20 protein-coding genes are annotated in these 18,539 nt (G+C 63.0%); 7 read left to right on the plus strand and 13 right to left on the minus strand.

What is annotated here, in order from left to right; translation table 11 throughout:
- Positions 1–139: 139 nt before the first annotated feature.
- Genes JNK84_RS02505 through JNK84_RS02525 form a run of 5 tightly spaced genes read left to right on the plus strand, consistent with a single transcriptional unit; the run spans position 140 to position 4,847 of the window.
- On the plus strand, positions 140–1,285 hold the full coding sequence (locus tag JNK84_RS02505) for a DNA cytosine methyltransferase (protein WP_293420187.1): 1,146 nt from the start codon (positions 140–142) through the stop codon (positions 1,283–1,285).
- Positions 1,282–2,139 (plus strand): hypothetical protein, encoded by an 858-nt coding sequence (locus JNK84_RS02510; RefSeq protein ID WP_293420188.1) that lies wholly within the window; start codon positions 1,282–1,284, stop codon positions 2,137–2,139. Before JNK84_RS02505 ends, JNK84_RS02510 begins: the two co-directional genes overlap by 4 nt.
- Positions 2,136–2,753, plus strand: coding sequence for a GIY-YIG nuclease family protein (locus JNK84_RS02515; protein WP_293420189.1), 618 nt, complete (start codon positions 2,136–2,138; stop codon positions 2,751–2,753). Before JNK84_RS02510 ends, JNK84_RS02515 begins: the two co-directional genes overlap by 4 nt.
- Positions 2,743–3,165, plus strand: coding sequence for a very short patch repair endonuclease (locus JNK84_RS02520; protein WP_293420190.1), 423 nt, complete (start codon positions 2,743–2,745; stop codon positions 3,163–3,165). Before JNK84_RS02515 ends, JNK84_RS02520 begins: the two co-directional genes overlap by 11 nt.
- 5 nt (positions 3,166–3,170) lie before the next feature.
- The gene (locus tag JNK84_RS02525; RefSeq protein WP_293420361.1) at positions 3,171–4,847 is read left to right on the plus strand and encodes an AIPR family protein; all 1,677 of its coding nucleotides are present in this window, start codon (positions 3,171–3,173) and stop codon (positions 4,845–4,847) included.
- Here JNK84_RS02525 and JNK84_RS02530 read toward each other — a convergent pair.
- From JNK84_RS02530 to JNK84_RS02540, 3 genes are all read right to left on the minus strand, one after another.
- Entirely contained in the window at positions 4,840–5,283 is a 444-nt protein-coding gene (locus tag JNK84_RS02530) for a hypothetical protein (protein WP_293420191.1), read from the minus strand. The two genes, JNK84_RS02525 and JNK84_RS02530, sit on opposite strands and share 8 nt — an antisense overlap.
- A gap of 68 nt (positions 5,284–5,351) precedes the next feature.
- Positions 5,352–5,822, minus strand: a complete 471-nt coding sequence (locus JNK84_RS02535) for a hypothetical protein (RefSeq protein ID WP_293420192.1) — start codon at positions 5,820–5,822, stop codon at positions 5,352–5,354.
- Between the two features lie 50 nt (positions 5,823–5,872).
- Complete coding sequence (locus JNK84_RS02540; protein WP_293420193.1) at positions 5,873–6,082, minus strand: hypothetical protein; 210 nt, start codon at positions 6,080–6,082, stop codon at positions 5,873–5,875.
- 266 nt (positions 6,083–6,348) lie between these two features.
- Between JNK84_RS02540 and JNK84_RS02545 the strand changes: the two genes are divergently transcribed.
- Both JNK84_RS02545 and JNK84_RS02550 read left to right on the plus strand, forming a co-directional pair.
- The gene (locus JNK84_RS02545) at positions 6,349–6,951 is read left to right on the plus strand and encodes a tyrosine-type recombinase/integrase (RefSeq protein WP_293420194.1); all 603 of its coding nucleotides are present in this window, start codon (positions 6,349–6,351) and stop codon (positions 6,949–6,951) included.
- Positions 6,952–7,168: 217 nt separating this feature from the next.
- Positions 7,169–7,375: a hypothetical protein gene (locus JNK84_RS02550; RefSeq protein ID WP_293420195.1), complete on the plus strand. Its 207-nt coding sequence runs from the start codon at positions 7,169–7,171 to the stop codon at positions 7,373–7,375.
- Positions 7,376–7,413: 38 nt separating this feature from the next.
- Here JNK84_RS02550 and JNK84_RS02555 read toward each other — a convergent pair whose 3' ends face one another.
- The 10 genes from JNK84_RS02555 to JNK84_RS02600 all read right to left on the minus strand — a co-directional run bounded on the left by JNK84_RS02555 (position 7,414) and on the right by JNK84_RS02600 (position 18,428).
- The gene (locus JNK84_RS02555; protein WP_293420196.1) at positions 7,414–9,423 is read right to left on the minus strand and encodes a type IV secretory system conjugative DNA transfer family protein; all 2,010 of its coding nucleotides are present in this window, start codon (positions 9,421–9,423) and stop codon (positions 7,414–7,416) included.
- A gap of 9 nt (positions 9,424–9,432) precedes the next feature.
- Complete coding sequence (locus JNK84_RS02560; protein ID WP_293420197.1) at positions 9,433–10,710, minus strand: relaxase/mobilization nuclease domain-containing protein; 1,278 nt, start codon at positions 10,708–10,710, stop codon at positions 9,433–9,435.
- Positions 10,707–11,138: a hypothetical protein gene (locus JNK84_RS02565; protein ID WP_293420198.1), complete on the minus strand. Its 432-nt coding sequence runs from the start codon at positions 11,136–11,138 to the stop codon at positions 10,707–10,709. The genes JNK84_RS02560 and JNK84_RS02565 overlap by 4 nt, the downstream gene beginning before the upstream one ends.
- Positions 11,139–11,276: 138 nt before the next feature.
- A complete protein-coding gene (locus JNK84_RS02570) occupies positions 11,277–12,590 on the minus strand; it encodes a type II toxin-antitoxin system HipA family toxin (protein WP_293420199.1) in 1,314 nt (437 codons plus the stop codon).
- Positions 12,590–12,844, minus strand: a complete 255-nt coding sequence (locus tag JNK84_RS02575) for a helix-turn-helix transcriptional regulator (RefSeq protein ID WP_293420200.1) — start codon at positions 12,842–12,844, stop codon at positions 12,590–12,592. Before JNK84_RS02575 ends, JNK84_RS02570 begins: the two co-directional genes overlap by 1 nt.
- A 115-nt stretch (positions 12,845–12,959) precedes the next feature.
- Entirely contained in the window at positions 12,960–13,826 is an 867-nt protein-coding gene (locus JNK84_RS02580; protein WP_293420202.1) for an ABC transporter permease, read from the minus strand.
- A 10-nt stretch (positions 13,827–13,836) separates the two neighbouring features.
- On the minus strand, positions 13,837–14,772 hold the full coding sequence (locus JNK84_RS02585; protein WP_293420204.1) for an ABC transporter permease: 936 nt from the start codon (positions 14,770–14,772) through the stop codon (positions 13,837–13,839).
- The gene (locus JNK84_RS02590) at positions 14,772–15,761 is read right to left on the minus strand and encodes an ABC transporter ATP-binding protein (RefSeq protein WP_293420206.1); all 990 of its coding nucleotides are present in this window, start codon (positions 15,759–15,761) and stop codon (positions 14,772–14,774) included. The genes JNK84_RS02585 and JNK84_RS02590 overlap by 1 nt, the downstream gene beginning before the upstream one ends.
- Positions 15,758–16,786, minus strand: coding sequence for an ABC transporter ATP-binding protein (locus JNK84_RS02595; RefSeq protein ID WP_293420208.1), 1,029 nt, complete (start codon positions 16,784–16,786; stop codon positions 15,758–15,760). Before JNK84_RS02595 ends, JNK84_RS02590 begins: the two co-directional genes overlap by 4 nt.
- A gap of 7 nt (positions 16,787–16,793) precedes the next feature.
- Positions 16,794–18,428: an ABC transporter substrate-binding protein gene (locus JNK84_RS02600; RefSeq protein ID WP_293420210.1), complete on the minus strand. Its 1,635-nt coding sequence runs from the start codon at positions 18,426–18,428 to the stop codon at positions 16,794–16,796.
- Positions 18,429–18,539 lie beyond the last annotated feature (111 nt).

Raw genomic sequence — 18,539 nt, forward strand, 5'->3', positions numbered from 1 at the left:
GATTGCTGGGAGGCCATCGATCGGGCGCGCCAAATAAGGCCGGGGACAATTTCTAGAAATACGTGGATCACGGAAGCGATACAGGAAAAACTGGATCGAGAGGCGAACGAAAACAACATACCCCTCCGCGGCGGCCGACATGCATAAGTTCTACGAGTTTTTCGCCGGGGGAGGGATGGCCCGATCAGGCTTGGGGCCAAACTGGCAATGCTTGTTCGCCAATGACTTCGACCATAAAAAAAGCGCCGTCTATCGCGCCAACTGGGGCGACAGCGAACTGCGTACAGCCGATGTCCGTCAGGTGACTCCGGCGGATTTGCCCGATCATGCTGATTTGGTCTGGGGGTCATTCCCTTGCCAAGATTTGTCGCTGGCCGGTGGCGGAGCTGGGCTCCGGGGCGACCGTTCGGGCACGTTCTGGCCTTTCTGGAATCTGATGAAAGCCGTCGCCGCGGAAGGCCGCGCCCCTAAGCTGGTGGTTCTCGAGAATGTCTGCGGCACCCTGACTTCGCATGGGGGGCAGGATTTTGTCGCCATCTGCAAGGCGCTGAATGACGCGAAATATCAGTTCGGCGCGATGGTCATCGACGCGTCGCTGTTCGTTCCGCACTCCCGGCCTCGTTTGTTCATCGTGGCCGTGCGTGGCGATATGGACATTCCGGCGGAGCTTGTCGCCGATAAGGCGATCGCCCCTTGGTCAACCAAGGGATTGGTGACGGCTTACGAGCGGCTTCCAGCGAATGTGCAGGCCAACTGGGTGTGGTGGAATCTCAAGGCCCCGTCGCGTCGCAATTCGACATTTGCGGACCTGATCGAGGAAAATCCATCCAGCGTCGCTTGGCATTCGAGCGAGGAAACCAAACGTCTCCTCGATATGATGGGACCGGTCCATCGCAAGAAAATTCAGCAGGCCAAGAAAGCGGGTAAGCGACTGATCGGCGGCGTCTATAAGAGGACGCGCTTCGACGCCGATGGCTTCAAAGTGCAAAGGGCAGAGGTTCGCTTTGATGACATCGCCGGATGCCTGCGCACGCCTGCCGGCGGATCGAGCCGCCAACTGATCGTGGTTGTGGATGGCGACAAAGTGCGGTCGCGGCTTATCTCAAGCCGTGAAACGGCCCGCCTTATGGGACTGTCAGATAGCTACATTCTGCCCGAGAACTATAATGAAGCCTATCATTTGACCGGCGACGGCGTGGTCGTTCCGGTGGTCAGGCATCTGGCTTCTGAAATTCTAGAACCGCTTCTCGATCATGATCCTTTGATGGTTCGCGCGGCCGCATGACCATTACGCCTTGCGAACGTAGCGCTGCCCTGCGCAACAAAATTCGCGAGTTTGCTAATGTCCTGCGAGTCGAAGCGCACACGCTGGGCGAACACGGCCTGGACGAAGCCGAGTTCTACGATAGCGGCGTTCTGCGTGGCGCGATTGAATTGCTACGCGGCGAGTTCATCGCCACGCTAAGGCCTAAGCGGGAATTTCTCCGGCTTGTCCTAAATCACATGCAGGATCGGGGATTTGTCGCGGATTGGCAGTCCGCTGGTGACGCGAACCGTCATGATTATTCCATCCGTATGCCGTCTGGCCGGATTGCTGTCATCGAGTTGAAGGGCTGTCTTGACGGCAACAACACCAACATCTTCGAGCGGCCTCCGCACGCGAACGAATTCATCATCTGGAGCGTGTGCACCAATCCGGGCGCCGATCCGCGCCACAACGCTTGGTCCGGCATTCACACTCGCCTGAGCGCTGATATTATCTCGCGCCAGCAGGTGGTTGACGGCGTTATCATCTGGGACATGGTGTGCGGAACGATTGGGCGGCCCTGTCCTAAGCTCGTTGCCGACCCAGCCCGTCATACCCTAGTCGGACAGCACCAACTCCCGCCGCCGTGCCTCTACCTTTTTCCGTCGACCGTTCCGAGCCCGCGAAACAACCCGGCTCCCGTCGCGCAACCGCTTCAGGACGTTCAGTTCATGGACGCGCTGTTTCGATGCTTCGGCGGTCGCGATGAAGAAGTGAACTTCGTCGATTTTGTTGTGGATTATCGGGGGGCGGAAACTGTCAGGACAACGCGAATCCGGCGCAATGGGGGAACTGTGCAAGAATCGCGAGCAACCCCTATTCGACGGACATGACCAAGAAGCCTGCCGCCGCCCGCCAAACCAGCTTGGCCTTTCGCAAGAAAGCCCTGTCAGCGCTTACGACTGACATTGGGGTCTATGCACTGTGCGATCTTGATGAGGTGCCGATCTATGTCGGGCAGAGCGTTGATGGAATCCGCTCCCGGGTTAACCGCCATCTGACGTCCGCCCGTTCAGACATTATTGCAAACCGTCAGATCGATGTCTGGGAAATCGCCTTCGTGAAGGCGTGGCCGGTCCGAGGTGCTGAAGACATTCCGCATCTGGAAGCTGTTCTTTTTCAAGGCTTCAATCAATCCAAAACGCTGATGAACGGCTCCATCCCGCGCCTCACCGGGACCATGCCGACCAGTTTGCCAGCTCCGGCCCAAACGGTGCAGGTCATGTCAGATGATGACATCCGTGTTCGGCGTGATCCTATGCTTCGTTTGCCGCGCCAAATCGAGCATATAGGCCGCTTGGTCGATCATATCCTCAGCGTCAAAGATTCCGAACAGCTTCGTCGATCCTTGGCCGCTCATTTCGAGCGATTGGATGCGTATCGGGTGGCCTTCTTGCAGCAAGGCGCTCCTGTTGTGCGCGCGCCCGGCGAGTCTGATGAAGAATGAATTGCGCAGTCGAACTATGCGGGCCGTGCGCTCAAAAGATACGAGCGCAGAGCTGATCGTCCGCCGTATCCTTTACGCTTCCGGCTATCGATATCGATTGCATGTCCGCGAGCTTCCGGGATGTCCGGACATCGTATTTCCGGGGAGGAAAAAGGCGATTTTTGTGCATGGGTGCTTTTGGCACGGCCACGACTGCGCGCGGGGGGCTAGAAAGCCAAAGGCGAATGCAGATTACTGGCAGTCCAAGATTGAGAAAAACAAGGCCCGCGACGGAAAAACAGCCGCGGCTTTCGAAGCGGCTGGATGGCGCGCTGAAATCATCTGGGAGTGCGAGCTACGGGATAAGCAAAGCGTCCGCAGCCGGTTGATTGAATTCGTCGGTAGTAAGCGGGCCAAGGGAGATGTATTGTGAGCAGTATGATCCTTCTAAACTCTGTTTTGGAAAAATTGGCCCCAAGTTATCCGTCTGGGCTTTCGGATGACGATCTTTTTGAATTCTATTGCGCAGACAATATCCTTGCCAACTATGATCTTGATCATACCGAAGTCCAGTCGGGCATTGTCGATGGATCGCAGGACGGCGGCATTGATGCGGCGTATGTCTTCGTAAATCGCATACTCCTTACAGAAGATTTTAAATTTGATACGATTAAGGGGCCTGTGGAGATTGAACTCATTGTTATTCAGGCCAAGAATGTTGCGAATTTCAAAGAAGCGCCGGTAGATAAGCTGACCGCGTCAGTCCCTTTGCTCTTAAGCCATGACGTAGACCCAAAAGACCTCGAAGCGACCTTCAAGCCCGAAGTGATAAAGATATTTCGGTCGTTCTTGGATGCGATGCATCAGTTGGCAGGTGAGTTCCCGACCGTGGGCATCCGCATCTATTACTGTTGCAAGGGTGATGCTGTGCCAGTCGCTGTAACGACGAAGGCAGACGCACTGGCAGCGAACCTAGGCACCAGCTTTAAGAATGTCGAATTCTCCACACTGGGCGCGCAGCAACTTTATGAAAGATCAGGCGCGCAAAAGCGTCTTGTTAAAGAGCTTCCCACCGTCGGCAGCCCGATGTCAGGGACAAACTCTTACGTCACGCTTTGCCGATTGAAGAACTACGTGGATTTTATCTCTGATGCAAAAGGGGAGCTTATCTCCCGCATATTCGACGCCAATGTGCGCGCCTATCAGGGCGGCGTTGAAGTGAATAAAGAGATCGCCAAGTCAGTAAAGGAGCCGAGCGCAGGCGTTGATTTTTGGTGGCTCAACAATGGCGTCACGATAGTGGCAGATAAGGCCACTTTCATGAGCAATCGACTGGTTATTGAAAATCCTTTGATCGTCAACGGTCTTCAAACATCGTATGAGCTATATAATAATGGAAAATCAATTGTCGATACCGACGAAAGAATGGTTCTTGTGCGTGTTATCGTTGAGAATGATCAGATAAAGCGTGACGAGATTATCAGGGCGACCAATCGCCAGACAGGTCTAAAACATTCCTCCTTCCGGGCGACCGAGCCTGTCCACAAAGAGATCGAAGATTATTTCCTGACGCAGGGATATTTTTATGATCGACGCCGCAACCATTACAAACGGGAAGGTAAACCTGCGGACAAGATCATCGGGATCGATCGACTGGCCCAAGCCGTTCTGGCCGTCTTGCTTCAAGAACCCCACACAGCCCGTGCCCGCCCTACAACTGCCATTCGCGATGATGCCGACTACAAACGGATTTTTTCCGGCGACAAGGCCCAGCATCCGTTACCGCTCTACGGCGTAGCAACGAAGCTGTTATCGGCTGTAGATGAGTATTTCAAATCACTCGCGGGCACGACGGCGCAGATACACAGAAACAATCTGCGCTTTCATACGCTGATGGTTTTGGGGTGGGCGCTCAATGGTGGCACGACGTTGCCAGCGTTGAAGATGCCCCACCTCGACACATCGAAGGCAACGACGGATCAATTGAAGGCCGTCACGAACTGGGTGATTGCGGAATTTGAATCAGCCGGTCCCGCCGACAAGACAGCTAAAGAGGCTGCGTTCACGAACAGATTGAAAGCGAATTGGAAAGAGAGCGTAACGAAGGTCAGCTAGGGCCGGCCTTGTAGCGCTCGATCGCTTCGAGATCTTTTCGATCTTTTTCCCGGCCTTGGACCGTTTTCCAAGCCGTCAGCGCGTCCAGCGACCCAACCCTAAATCCGTGGGAGCTTGCGGTCGGAAGCGCTGCCGCAAAAACAGGTTCAAACTCAACACCGGGAAACGATTGCAGTATCTCGATTTTTCCAATCTTGATCGTCTGTATGGTGCCGCCTTCGCTGGCGTTTTTCTCGCTGACCGGCAGACGCTTGGCCAGCAGAGAAAAAGTGTCGGGTGATACAAAAACGTCCAGATCGTCAATGTCACGGCCTAGCGGGACACCATGGAGCGCTATTGCAGAAGAGCCGAAAACCACGACCCGCTCAAATTCTTGGGGGTCTAGATGCGATTTCAACTGGACCAGAAGATCAGTTAGCTTTTCATCGTTTGCCATTGGTGACCTCCCCATGCTGCTCGTGAGATATGGGGCGCATATCGGCAATAGCTAGCAGTTTAGATGCGTTACACCCGACGCGCGCTGGTGATCGACACGTTCAGATCGACGCCTCGCATCATCGAGGCGTTGGTGCATGACACGATGTGCCCTTCGAGCTGCCTGCGCGACGAGCGCTGGCTGCCGCACCGGCTCAGATCGTCTGCGGTGAACTCGTAGGCGCTCATCAGCTTTTGGAATTCGGCATACAACTGCCTGCCGCTGTCGCCGTGGTCGTTGTAGACCGCATAGAACCGAAGAGTTCCCGGCTCTTGCGTCAGGGTAACCCTCATACTGCCTGCGCCGCATATGAGGTCTTTGGTGTTGCCCTGACCGGGACGTTCCATGCACGGAATGGACGAAGACAGGGCCTTGCGGATGCGGGATTTCTCGCTGTCGAAATCCGTCATCACTGGCCCGCCGCCGAAGCAGCCGGACAGGCCAAGGGCGGAAACAGCAAGCATGGACAGGCGAAGACGCCGGGACAGGTTCTGCGTCATGGGACGCTCCAAAGGATGGGTGGGGTCGATTGGGGTGGGTCGAGGCTGTTTCAGCGCCCGCCGGCAGAGAGCAACGCGCAGCCGACAAGGCCGACCAGCAGGACGACCGTTAGCCCGATGGCTTTGGTCATCACCGCGCCCGCCTCGCGTTTCGCGCCGGTTGAAAATTCGGAAGGCTGGGGTTGCGGCGGCGGCGCACGCAGCGATGCGCGGTAGGCTTCCTCCGCTTCGATGCGCTTCTTATCGTCATCGGAGAGCATTCATCGCTCCTTCTGGAACAATTGCCGTGATCTGGACCTGTTTTTTCTGATCGGGGGCTGCGGGAATTATTTGACGGTTTGACCGAAACTGTAGAATCGGCCTGATCACGCAGAGTTTTTCTGTTGCCCGTGGCAGGTGGGGTTGCTAGATTCAACCTGCGAGTGCCGCAAAGACGGCAGCGCTCCAAAGGCTTAGCGGGGATTCAACACAATCGGTCATACGGTCGCGCGGACCGCTTCCGGCGTCAGCCGGGAAGGAGGTTGTCATGGGCGCGCGACGCATCGAAACCGGCTGTCTGTATGGTCCCACCGGCCAGCGCAAATATCTCGATGCCGACGAGCGCAGACGGTTCATCGCCGCCGCCAATGCAGCGCCGCCCCGTGACCGGGCACTGTGTCTGACGCTGGCCTATACGGGCGCGCGGGTGTCGGAAGTGCTGGCGCTGACCGCAGCAACGCTGCATGCGATGGAAGGCTTCATCACCATCCGCAGCCTGAAGAAGCGCAAGGCCTTGAAGTTCCGCGACGTGCCGGTGCCCTTTCCCCTGTTCGGGGCCATCGAAACCGGATCGGCGTTCGACGCCGGGCAGCCCGACAAACGCCTGTGGCCGATCACCCGCAGCCGGGCGTGGCAGATCGTCAAGCGCATCATGCGCGAAGCCGGGATCGGACCGGGCCTGCATGCGTCGCCCAAGGGGCTGCGCCATGCCTTCGGGATCAATGCCGTGCGCAGCGGTGTGCCGTTGAGCCTTGTCCAGCGCTGGCTGGGCCATGCCTCCATGGCCACCACCGCGATCTATCTCGACGTGATGGGGCCGGACGAGCGCGAGATTGCCGCGCGCATGTGGGGGTCATCACCTTTGCGCTAGGCGACCGTATTCCCTTCCGTCCTCACCATGGGATTGCTGGCCGGGTCCGGACAGGCTTCAACCCGGCTCGCTTCCGCGCTCCCTGACGGTCGCTTGTGCAGCTCCGCCCCGTTCCGGCGCGCTGGCGCGCGGGGTGTGATCCCTGTCCCGATGGCCCCGGCCTTTCTGGCTCCCATGAGGACGGCGCGGTGCCGCCCTTAAGCGAAAGGAGCCCATCATGACCACTGAATCCGGCAAACGTCCCACCCACATCCTCTGGCAGGTTATCGGCGAAGGCGACAATGCCCGCTGGACCCGCATCGGCGCATCGTGGGAGAACGCCGATCGGCGCGGTTATTCCCTCAAATACGACGCGATCCCCCTGACCGGCCGCACGGTGCTGCGGGCCTACGATCCCGACGATAGCGCGGCGGCGCGAAGCTGATGCCGGCCGGGGAGCGCGGTCCGCCGTGCTTCCCGGCCTTAGCGAAGGCGACGGTCGAAATCATCCTTTCCCGTTTCCACATTTGGGCGGGGCTTTGCGGCAGGGCGTGGTTGCGGTCTTTCCTGCATCACCGCCAACGGTCGATGTTCGGGCGCCATATGGCGCAGGATGTCCGGCCATATGACCGACAGGATGCCCAAGGCTCCGACCGTCCCCAGTACGAAAGCCGCCATGACGGCCGATGCCTTTTCCGGCGGGGGCGCAGTTGGCGGTTCCGGCTGCGGCAGCCGGGGCGAAGCCTTTACGAGCGGAACGGCTTTGGCCGCCCTTGCCCGCTCGGCCAGCGTCGGCGGTTTCGGGTGATCGGTATGCGGGTCGAAATACCCCGCGAACCCCTTGTCCGCAAAATACGTCACCCGCCGCACGATGGTCGGCTGATAGCCGGACACCATCACCAGCGCCAACGGATTGCGGCGGTCGCCGAACAGACGGCCCACCTCGTCCGGCGTGACCAGCGGACGCTTATGCGGGGCGTCGGACGTGCCGCGCGTGCGCGACCGGCTTTGCGTCTGCCCGAACGTTTCCGTGGTTGAAGAACTGTAGCTCCACGTCGAACCGTTGCTGATGCCGGACGATCCGCCGCCCGACGATCCCCCCGTCGTCCAGCCCTCCGTGAAGGCCGTCGAATGGGTGCGCGAACTGCCGTCCGTCGCACTGTCGCTATCGCTGCGCCGATAGACCTCCTGTTCGCCCGCCAGCTTCGACACGTAGTCGCGGGTGAAATTGTCCTCAAGGCCGAAAAAGACCTTCAGACCGCTGTTCGCGATGAACGTCTCGAAGCTGTCCTTGTAGACATCCTTGAGCTGGGCCAGCGACTGCACCGCCATGACCAGCTTCAGCCCCTGTCCGGCGCTTTGCGCGACGGCTGTCTCGACGCTCTTCATCCGGCGCAGGGACGCAAACTCGTCCAGCAGGGCCATGACCTGATGACCTGATGCCGGACGGCCGCGCACCCGCTCCATTTCGCCGATTGTCAGGTTGACCAGCATTCGCACCCATCGGAAATGCGTCTCGGCATAGCGCTGCGGCAGGCTGATGAAGATGGATGTCCCGCGTGGATCGGTTTTCAGATCGCTCAAGGCGAAATCCGATTTCGACAGGCAGCGGCGCATGCCGGGGCTGTCGATGAAATCCGTGTTGGTGACCGCCACCTGCACCATGCTGCCGAGCAGACGCGGCGCGGTCTTTTCGGCATTCTCGAACATCTCGCCCGCATGGGCGATGATCCCGCCGAAGGCCCGGTTGCGCTTCATCGCGCCGAACAGCAGCTTCAGGCCGGACGGTGGCGGTTTGTCGCCTGCGGACAGAGCGGCCAGACGCTGGGCATCCGCATTGCCCGCCATCAGAAGGCGGCGCAGCGTCACCAGCGTGCGGTCTTTCGGCGCGTAGTCCTGCGACGTGACCAGATGCAGGATGATGAACTTGACGAAACCGCGCGCGGAATCGTCCCAGAAGGGATCGGCCGCGTTCTCGGACACGATCAGCGCTTCCGCGATCCGGGCTGCTTCGTCAATGGAGTCTTCGCGTTCGGCGCTTAGGCCGTCCAGCGGATTGAAGCAGGCCTTCACGTCCGCGAAATCATCCTCCGGACCCTTCACGATGTCGAAGGGATCGAGGATATGCACCCGCTGGCCCATGCCCACGCAATACGGTGAACCGTTGCCGCGCCTGCGGGCCGCGACCATGGCGTTTTCGCCCTTGGGATCGACCACCAGCAGGCTTCCGGCCCAAAGCGCAACGTTGTTGACCAGCAGGCCGACACCCTTGCCCGTCCGGCTGCCGCCGACCACGAGGACATGGCGGTCGTCGGCCAACCCCGCCGTCTGTCCCCTGTCGTCGCGCCCGAGCCAGAAATCGCCCGCGTTGAAAGGATTGGGATTGATGTCGCGCCAGCGGCACCATGCGGCCGAGCCGAGCGGCACGTCCGACACGCGCTCCGTGATGGGCACGGGCTGCATTCTGTCTTCCGGAACGGCCGGAACACTCATCGGTGCCTCCTATAGTTCGAGACCGGGACCGCGACCGCGTTGTCGGGTGCGTTCCTGCGACTGCTGACGCTCCTCGCCGATCCCGCGCCATGCCGCCGCGAGCTGGCGGGCCAGTTGGCGGCGCTCGTCCCGGTGGCGCTGGCGCATGCGGTCGAGCTGAACCTGCAAAGCCTGCCGTTCCTTCGCCTGATCCCGGAACAGGGCTTCCCGCTGCGCGCGGTCGCGCAGATAGCCCCGGTAGGCGTCGTGTTCGTTCTCGCGCCGGATGCGCGCGCTCTTGCCGCTCAGAAAATCCAGCAGTGCCCCAAGACCGGTGCGGAAGCGGCCCGCGCGATCCTTGGCTTCGGCGTCGAAGCGTCTGCGCTGGCCCTGATCCAGCCTGACCCGTTCGGCCCGCTGGCTGGCCACTATCGCTTTGGCCCGATCGGCAAGCGGCTTGAGTTCGCGGTCCTTGGCTTCGCGGTCTTCGCGCAGAAAGCCGCGCAACTGCCGGGACATCAGGCTTTGGATTTTAGCCTTCGTGGCGGCGACGTCGGGCAGTGTCTCCGGATGCTTGACCTTTCCGGCCAAATCCTTCGTGCGCAGGCCGGTCCAGCGGGCCAGCGCATAGACTTCGCCATGCGCATCGACTGCCACCACGCCGCGCCGGTCGCCCCGCGCCAGATAGAAGCCATGGTCTTCCAGCGCAGCGGCAAGGCTGGCCTGACCGTCGCTCTGTTCCCACGCTTCGCGGAACATCTGCTTGATTTCGCGGGGATCGAGGCCCGTCCGCTGTGCCTGCTGCCATTCGGCCAGGGTGAAGTTCAGGGGATTCTTCCAGCCCTGCGTCTTGTAGCCGTCCGGCAAATCCCAGCCGTGTTCGAGATACAGCTCCTTGGCCAGACCCATGAGCTTCGTCTTGAAGAACGGCATGTTGATCGCCGTCATCGTGTCGGCGTCGAGCCGCGACCAGACGACATGTGCGTGCCTGCGTCCGGCCTTCTCGTGGACGACGATCGCGCGTGGCTGTCCCGAAAGACCAAGAGCAGCTTCCGCGCGGTCGGCAGCGGCAACAAGGGTCGCCACGTCTATGACCGCGTTCTTCGGCGGGTTCAGGCTGAGCGAGAAAACCGGCTGCTTCGCCTTCGTGCCTTTGCAGATCGCCTCGACTTCCGCCATCGCGCCGAACAGATCGCCCGATGCGAAACCGCGAAGCTCCTGCACCGTGACATGATCGTTGTCCCGATCATTCAAAAGATGGGCGGCCAGTTGGCGCGCGCCGCCGCGCTGGGAGCCTTGCAGGATCATGGCGGCGACCCCGCTTCGCGGTTGAACGCCGCAGCGACATGCGTGGGATCGCCCGGCAAGGCATCTACGCGGACGCCCAGCTCGCGCAGAAGCGCAGCGCGCATGTCCGCGATGTCGGCGCAGGCGCGCCACAAGGCGGCTTCCAGTTCGATGCTGACCGGCAGTGCACCCGCGCGGGCGGCGGCAGCCATGGTGCGCAGGCTCAGCGCAAGTTCCGACTGGCCAAGCTGGGCCAAGGCCTGCGCGGTTGTTGCCTTCGGATTGGACGCAGTGCGTCCCAGCGCAGTTTGCTTGAGATAAGTGGAAAGCGGCTGATCAGCTGCTATAGCGCGCAAGCGGGCGAGCTCGTCGGCGTTCACCCGAACCGAAATCGGTTTGAGCCGCTTAGGCTTGCCTGCCGCATTGTTGGCGTGGCTCCGAAACCCCATGGTTTCAAAGCCTTAGTGATGGGGCCTTCTGGATCGGAACGTTAAGAGCGTGGAAAATTCTGATAAGCGGATTGGGCTCCGGGCCCACCATTCAATCCATCATCCGTTGAGCGTGGCGGCCTGCCGTCGAGGAGGCTGTCAGCCCACCACATCCGCGAGCGCGTGCAAACGCGGCATCGCCGCTGCGGCAACGCTTGCGTGCAGTTCCTCCGGAAAACCCGAGGGAAGCATCGCTTCGACGCGCTCGAAGGCGTGCGCGCCGCGCTCCGCGACCTGGGCGATGGTGGCGCGGGCAAGGCTTTCGGGAATTTTCGCCGCGGCGGCGGTCTGAAGAAAGTGGCGCGGCAGAATGAGGTCGATCCGGTAGTGGCGGTTGGTCCCCGCCGACATGGCGAGCTTCATCTGCTTGCGGACGATCTCGTGCCGGTCGAGGCTTGGCTGCGCGGTGAGCACGTCGTAGAGCGGGGTCATGCGGTAGCCGCCGCCCGGTGAGAGGAACACGCTGAAGTTCTTCGCATGGCCATCGGTCGCGCCGATGACCCAGAACAGGATCTGCGCGGCGAGGAAGGTCTGCTGGTCTTGCGCCGGCGTGTCGCTGCCTTTCAGAAGGTCGAGGATTCTCGCCATGCCCGGTCCGCCATCGGCCTGATATTTGAGGGAGGGCGGAAAGGACATGGCCTGGCAGCAGTCCTCCTGGGGCAGGCGGATCAGCCGGCCGCTCTCCGTCCAGCGGCGGTCGAACCGCTCGATGACAAGGGCTTTCGTCCCGCCGAAGGTGAGCATCCGCGCCTTGTTGACGGGCAGGCCGAATGCCTCTGCCAGAGCAAGACAGTAGAATTCATTCTCGACGCTGTCTTTCAGGTCGATGCCGTTCGGCAGCGTGCCGATCTGCGTTTTGAGGATATGCGTGGTCGGCGTCGTGCCGTGCGGCTTGAGCCATCGCCCGTCGTGCCAGAGCAGCGCCGTTTTCTCCTGCGCGCCGGCGACCGAGATGCGGAAATCGTCGTCGCGACTGAGGCCCAAAGGGGCTTGCGCCAGATTCCTGAGCAGCGCCTCGATCTGTTCGTCATCGACGGGCTCGCCGCTGATACCCTCGTCCGGTGCAATGTCGTCGTCACCCGCGATGAATTGCAGGGCGCCGACGCAGTCGCGCCCGATCTTCGTCAGCAGGCTGTAGGCGTCGGTGCCGCGCGCGCCGACCTTTTCCGCCACCCGGCTGCGCAGGGTGGGGGAATCGGGCAGCAGATTTTCGAAGACGGCACTGACCGGCTCGCCGCGATAGACGTCCTCGCGCAAGGGCAGGGAGAGAGAGACGGGGATCGCGTTGGGCCGGTCCAGCCAGCCTGCATCGTATCGGAACGTGGTCGCGCCGCTCGGCTCCCGGGTCAGGTGCCCGACGAGGCGGTTGTTCAGATAGACCCGCAGGGGGACATGCCGGGGCCGGCGTCCCATCAGTCGAGCCAGTCGCCCACGTCGGACGATGATTGCTTCGTCCGTGGCGCCACCCGCAACTCAAGATCGAGCGCCGCCAGCAAGGCCAGAACTGTATCGAGGCGAGCGGCGGGGTGGCCGGCTTCGATCAGCGATACGGTTGCTTGGCGAAGTCCGGAACGCTGGCCCAGTTCGGCTTGATTGAGGGCAAGCTGCTTTCGGGCGCGGCGGATGGCGTTGCCAAGCTGCTGAGGCGTGCGCGCAAGTGTGACCATGCCATTTTATACGCCCTGTCTGATAAAATGTCAATATACGATACTACGTATATTTCTACTTTATGCGGTACAGGGTATAACTCTGGCATATCCTGATGAGCGTATAACGAGACCCTCACTGCAGAGTCGGGTCGAGCCGGTCGCGCAGCCAGTCGCCGAGTAGCGAGACGGACAGCGTCGTCAGAACGATGACGCTGGCGGGCGCCAGCATGATCCAGGGCGCGCGGGTGATGTATTCGCGCCCGAAGCCGACCATGTTGCCGAGGCTGGTCATGGGCGGTTGCACGCCGAGGCCAAGGAAGGACAGGCCGCTTTCGAGCAGGATGACCTCCGGGAAGACCAGCGTCATCGAGACGATCAGGGTCGAGGCGATGTTCGGCAGGATGTGGCGGAGGTAGACCTGTGTCGGCGGGGCGCCGAGCTGGGTGACCGCCGAGGCATAGCCCTGCGCGCCGGCCGAGATAGCGAGGCCGCGCGCGATGCGGGCATAGCGCTCCCAACCGAACAGGCCCATCAGGCCGACCAGCAGCACCAGCGAAGAGCCGAAGAAGGCGAGGACGGCCAGCGCCAGGATCAGGAAGGGCATGCTGGCCTGGAAGTCCGCGAGCATCAGCACGGCCTGCTCGACCAGACCGCGGAAATAGGCCGCGAGGAAGCCGAGCGCCGTTCCGAGGCAGGCCGAGATGACGGTCGCGCCGAAGGCGATGAGCAGCGAGATGCGGATGGAGACGATCAGGCGCGAGAGAACGTCGCGGCCGAGCTCATCCGTGCCGAGCCAGTGCATGGCGTGGCCGGGCGCGACCAGCCGGTTGCGCAGGTTCGGCGCGGTGTAGGAATAGGGCGCGACGAGATCGGCGAAGATCGCGACGAGCAGCACAGTGGCAAGCCAGAGGATCGCCACCCAGACGAGCGGCGGGATAACCTTGAGCGCGGCAAGGCGGCTTGGACGCGCGGGGGCATCGTCGAGGGCGCGGTCGGTCATGGCTTGCCCTTCAGGCGCCGGCTTTGCCGCTCGCCTGTCGCAGGCGCGGGTCGAGGAAGCCGTAGAGGAAATCGACGATCAGATTGGAGGCGACCATGGTGGCCGCCACCAGCAGCAGGATGCACTGGACGACGGCGAGGTCGCGGTTGGAGACGGCGACGACCAGCAGGCGGCCGACGCCCGGCCACGAGAAGACGCTCTCGACCACCACGGCGCCGGCGATCAGTGATCCCACCATGAAGCCGACGATGGTGACGGTGGGGATCGCGGCATTCGGCAGGGCGTGGCCGGTGACCACTAGCCGCCACGGCACGCCCTTGGCGCTGGCGGTGCGGATATAGGGCTGCCCCAGCACTTCCAGCATGGCACTGCGCGTGAAGCGGGCGAGCACCGCCGCGCCGCCGATGCCGAGCGTCAGGATCGGCAGGATCGCGTGCCGCCAGCTGTCCTGGCCGCCGGAGGGCAGCCAGCCGAGTTGCACCGCGAAGACGAGGACCAGAACAAGGCCGAGCACGAAGCTCGGAACCGTGAAGCCGGCGACCGATAGCAGCATGATGGCGCGGTCGGCGAAGCGGCCACGGTTGAGCGCCGCGAATATGCCTGCGGGGATGCCGATGGCGAGCTTTAGGAACAGCGCCGGAAGCGTGAGAGCGAGCGTCGCCGGAATGCGCTCGGCGACCAGTTCGATGGCGGCGCGGCCGTCGCGCATGGAGCGTCCCAGCTCGCCCTGCGCGATGGCGCCGAAATACTGGAAATATTGCTGCCAGAGCGGCGCATCGAGACCCCAAGACTTCCGGAAGGCCCGGATCGCCTCCGGGTCCGCCTCGGGCCCGAGGATGATCTGGGCGGGATCGCCGGACATGCGCAGCACGATGAAGGCGAAGGTCACCACCAGCGCGATGGTCAGGGCCGCCCGCAATAGCCGCAGGGTGATGAATCTGGCCATCAGGCGGCTTTCCTTGCGAGATGGGCCGGGTCTTCCGCGAGGTGGCAGGCGACGCGCCGCCCGCCCTCGACGGTGCGCATGGCGGGCGGCTCCGCGCGACAGCGCGCGGTTGCCAGCGGGCAGCGTGGGTGGAACGCGCAGCCGGCGGGGCGCTCAGCCGGATTGGGCGGCTCGCCGGTCAGCATGATGCGCCTCTGCCGCGCGCCGGGCGCAGGCGCCGCCGAAACGAGCGCCTGCGTGTAGGGATGTTTCGGGTCGGCGAAGAGGTCGTCGGCGTCGCCTTCCTCGACGAAGCGGCCGAGATACATCACAGCGACGCGTCGGCTCACCTGCCGGACGACCCTGAGATCGTGGCTGATGAACAGCATGGCGAGGCGCATTTCCTCCTGAAGGTCGATCAGAAGGTTCACCACCTGCGCCTGGATCGAGACATCGAGCGCGGAGACGGGTTCGTCGCAGACCAGCAGCGCCGGCTTGGTCATCAGGGCGCGGGCGAGGACGACGCGCTGGCGCTGGCCGCCGGAGAGTTCGTGCGGATAGCGGGTCGCGAGATGGCGCGAAAGGCCGACGCGCGCGAGCATGGCAAGCGCCTTGTCGGACCGTTCCGCTGGCTCATTGCGGCCGTGAATATCGAGCGGCTCGCGGACCTGGTCGATGATCGCGAGACGGCGGTCCAGCGCACCGAGAGGGTCCTGGAAGATCATCTGCATGCGCGCGCGGCCGCGCCGCCATTCCGCCGTCCCGAATTTCGGCATGTCGGTGCCGTCGAAGCGGACCGAGCCCTCGTCCGGGGCTTCGAGGCCGAGCACCATGCGGCCGAGGGTCGATTTGCCCGAACCGGATTCGCCGACAATGCCCAGCGTCTCGCCGGCGGAAATCCGCAGGCTGACGCCGTCGACCGCGCGCACAGCGACCGATCGGCCGAACAGGCCACGGCGCTGCGTATAGCTGCGCGCGAGGCCCTTGGCCTCCACCAGCGAGGAAATCATGCGCCGACGGTCTCGGTTTGCAGGGCAGGGGCGACCGCAACGGCAAGGGCGGTCTCTGCGGAGGGTTCGTCGGCGACGTCCCGCTCATCCGTCCGGAAACAGGCCGCCAGCCGATCATCCGACAAGGAAGCAAGAGCCGGCTGAGCCGCCGTGCAACGCGCCTCGGCCATGAAGCAGCGCGGCGCGAAGGCGCAGCCCGCCGGCATGGCGCGCGGATCGGGGACGACGCCCGGAATGGGGGTCAGCCGGCGGCGCGGGCCGGCCAGCGGCGGCAGCGAGCCGACGAGGCCGCGCGCGTAAGGATGGCGGGCATCGTCGAACAGGACTGAGGCCGGGGCCTGTTCGACGACGCGGCCGGCATACATGACGATGACGCGGTCGCAGGTCTCCGCGATGACGCCGAGGTCGTGGCTGATCAGCACCAGCGCCATGCCGAACTCGCTGCGGACCGCATTGAGCAGGTCGAGAATCTGCGCCTGGATCGTCACGTCCAGCGCGGTCGTCGGCTCGTCGGCGATCAGGAGATCGGGCTTGCCAGCCAGAGCCATGGCGATCATGACGCGCTGGTTCTGGCCGCCGGAGAATTCGTGCGGATAGGCATCGATGCGCCGTCCGGCATCGGGAATGCCAACGAGATCGAGCAGACGCTTCGCCTCAGCCCGGAGGGCGCGCCCCGAAAGACCCGTATGCAGGGCCAGCGCCTCGGCGATCTGGCGACCGACGCTGAGCACCGGATTGAGGGCGCTGGCGGGGTCCTGGAAGATCATGGCCGCGCGGCCGCCGCGCAGCCGGTCGAGGACGGCGCCGGGGGCGCCGACCAGTTCCTGTCCGTCGATGATCGCGCTGCCGGTGACGCGAGCCTTGGCCGGCAGGAGGCCGAGCGCGGCAAGCCAGGTGACCGACTTGCCGGAGCCGGATTCACCGACCATGCCGACCGCCTCGCCCCGCGCCACCGCGAGGTCGATGCCATGAAGGACGCGGACGCCGTCGAAGGCGACCCCAAGATTGGAGAGGCGGACCAGCATGCCGGGCTCAGGCATAGTTGCCGGGCCGGAAGTCCATGGCGAAGGCCGGGGCCGTCTTCCAGCGGATCGACTTCGCCTTGGCGGTGAAGGTCGCGTTCTGGTGGAGCACCGTGTAGGCGGGGTCCTCGCGCTCGCAGATTTCCAGCATGCGGCGGAACGAGCGGCGGCGCAGCGCGCGGTCGGTGGAGGTCTCCAGCACTTCGCAGAGCTGGTTCATCTCGGCATTGGTCCATTCGCCGATCTGCTGCTGCTGGCCGTTCGGACCGTGCTGGTTGACCATCGAGGAGACGGGATCGTTGAACGGCGCCGAGTTCGACCAGTCGCGCACCGCGCGCTGGGGGCCGCGGGCCATGATCTGGCTCCAGTTCTCCACCGTGCTCATCTGCACGTTGAGGCCGACCGAGCGCCACATCTCGACCAGGATCTGCGCCGTGGCGTTCTGGTTGGTGTAGTAGTTGTTGAGGACACGGTAGGTGATCGCGTCGCCCTTGTAGCCGGCCTGTTTCAGGAGGTCGCGGGCGAGCGACGGGTTGAACTCGGGAACCTTCCAGTCGGCGTGGAACATGTCGCCGTAATAGTCCCACTGGAGACCCGCCGGCACCTTGGTGCGGCCGGCCCAAAGCGAGTCGACGATGGCCTGCCGGTCGATGGCGTGGGTGAAGGCGCGGCGCACCAGCGGATTGGCGAGCTGGGTGTTGTTCTTGTCGAAACAGGTCAGACGATGGTTGAGGATCGTGCCGCCCTGCACCTCGAAGGCAGCGTTCTTCTCGACTTCGCTGATCTGGTCCGGCGGAATGTCGCAGGCGAACTGGTACTGGCCGGAGAGGAGGCCCGCGACGCGGCTCGCCACTTCCGGCACTTCGACGAAGCGGATCGATTTGAGCGGCGGCGTGCCGCCCCAGTACTCGTCATGGGCTTCGAGGGTCAGCGAGTTGTCGGGGCGGAATTCGACCACCTTGTAGGGGCCGGTGGTGATCGGCTTGCGCGCCCAGTCGAGGTAGCTCGCCGCTTCTTCCCAGCCGCGCCGGCTCATGATGTCGGAGCCGTAGCGGGCGAGGCGGCCCTCCAGCGTCACGTCCGGCGAGCCATTGTGGAAGCGCACGGTATAGCGGTCGACGGCCTCGACGCGGACGAGGTCCGGCCAGGCGCGGCGGGCGACTGCGGAGACTTCCGCCGGCAGCTCCTTGGTGACGCGCGAGGTCGGGATGTTCTCGCTGGTGCGGAGCGTGGCGCGGTTCTTCGGCTGGGTGTCGCCGAACATGCGCTCGCGCGAGAAGGTGAAGACCACGTCCTCGGCGGTCATTTCGTCGCCGTTGTGGAACTTCACGCCGCGGCGCAGCTGCAGTTCGACCGTCTGGTCGTCGATGCGCTTCCAGGCGGTGGCGAGGCCCGGCTGCGGCATCAGGTTGCCGAGCCAGTCGCGGCTGATCAGCGCTTCCCAGAGCGAGGTGAAGAACACCCGCTCGCCGACATTCGACTGCTCGCGCAGGACGTCGAGCGTGTTGGAATTGACGATCTTCTGGACCGCGATGGTGATGCGCGGACGGTTGTCGGTCTGCGCGATGGCGAAGCGGGGCACGAAGGGCGCGGCGACGGCTGCGCCGCCCATCCATAGAACCGAGCGGCGGGAGGTTTCGCGCATGGTGGTCACCGTGTGTCGAGGATCAAAATGTCCGGCGGCTGCCTCTTGAGGCCGCCTTCCGTGACTGTGGTCTGGCTACCGGGGCCGGATAACGCGGGCATGACCGGCGCA

This window comes from Phreatobacter sp., from assembly GCF_016793595.1.
Taxonomy (GTDB): Bacteria; Pseudomonadota; Alphaproteobacteria; order Rhizobiales; family Phreatobacteraceae; genus Phreatobacter.

Coding starts and splice junctions, on each gene's coding strand:
- JNK84_RS02505 (WP_293420187.1), top strand. CDS start 140: ATGCATAAGTTCTACGAGTTTTTCGCCGGGGGAGGGATGGCCCGATCA.
- JNK84_RS02510 (WP_293420188.1), top strand. CDS start 1,282: ATGACCATTACGCCTTGCGAACGTAGCGCTGCCCTGCGCAACAAAATT.
- JNK84_RS02515 (WP_293420189.1), top strand. CDS start 2,136: ATGACCAAGAAGCCTGCCGCCGCCCGCCAAACCAGCTTGGCCTTTCGC.
- JNK84_RS02520 (WP_293420190.1), top strand. CDS start 2,743: ATGAAGAATGAATTGCGCAGTCGAACTATGCGGGCCGTGCGCTCAAAA.
- JNK84_RS02525 (WP_293420361.1), top strand. CDS start 3,171: ATGATCCTTCTAAACTCTGTTTTGGAAAAATTGGCCCCAAGTTATCCG.
- JNK84_RS02530 (WP_293420191.1), bottom strand. CDS start 5,283: ATGGCAAACGATGAAAAGCTAACTGATCTTCTGGTCCAGTTGAAATCG.
- JNK84_RS02535 (WP_293420192.1), bottom strand. CDS start 5,822: ATGACGCAGAACCTGTCCCGGCGTCTTCGCCTGTCCATGCTTGCTGTT.
- JNK84_RS02540 (WP_293420193.1), bottom strand. CDS start 6,082: ATGCTCTCCGATGACGATAAGAAGCGCATCGAAGCGGAGGAAGCCTAC.
- JNK84_RS02545 (WP_293420194.1), top strand. CDS start 6,349: ATGGGCGCGCGACGCATCGAAACCGGCTGTCTGTATGGTCCCACCGGC.
- JNK84_RS02550 (WP_293420195.1), top strand. CDS start 7,169: ATGACCACTGAATCCGGCAAACGTCCCACCCACATCCTCTGGCAGGTT.
- JNK84_RS02555 (WP_293420196.1), bottom strand. CDS start 9,423: ATGAGTGTTCCGGCCGTTCCGGAAGACAGAATGCAGCCCGTGCCCATC.
- JNK84_RS02560 (WP_293420197.1), bottom strand. CDS start 10,710: ATGATCCTGCAAGGCTCCCAGCGCGGCGGCGCGCGCCAACTGGCCGCC.
- JNK84_RS02565 (WP_293420198.1), bottom strand. CDS start 11,138: ATGGGGTTTCGGAGCCACGCCAACAATGCGGCAGGCAAGCCTAAGCGG.
- JNK84_RS02570 (WP_293420199.1), bottom strand. CDS start 12,590: ATGGGACGCCGGCCCCGGCATGTCCCCCTGCGGGTCTATCTGAACAAC.
- JNK84_RS02575 (WP_293420200.1), bottom strand. CDS start 12,844: ATGGTCACACTTGCGCGCACGCCTCAGCAGCTTGGCAACGCCATCCGC.
- JNK84_RS02580 (WP_293420202.1), bottom strand. CDS start 13,826: ATGACCGACCGCGCCCTCGACGATGCCCCCGCGCGTCCAAGCCGCCTT.
- JNK84_RS02585 (WP_293420204.1), bottom strand. CDS start 14,772: ATGGCCAGATTCATCACCCTGCGGCTATTGCGGGCGGCCCTGACCATC.
- JNK84_RS02590 (WP_293420206.1), bottom strand. CDS start 15,761: ATGATTTCCTCGCTGGTGGAGGCCAAGGGCCTCGCGCGCAGCTATACG.
- JNK84_RS02595 (WP_293420208.1), bottom strand. CDS start 16,786: ATGCTGGTCCGCCTCTCCAATCTTGGGGTCGCCTTCGACGGCGTCCGC.
- JNK84_RS02600 (WP_293420210.1), bottom strand. CDS start 18,428: ATGCGCGAAACCTCCCGCCGCTCGGTTCTATGGATGGGCGGCGCAGCC.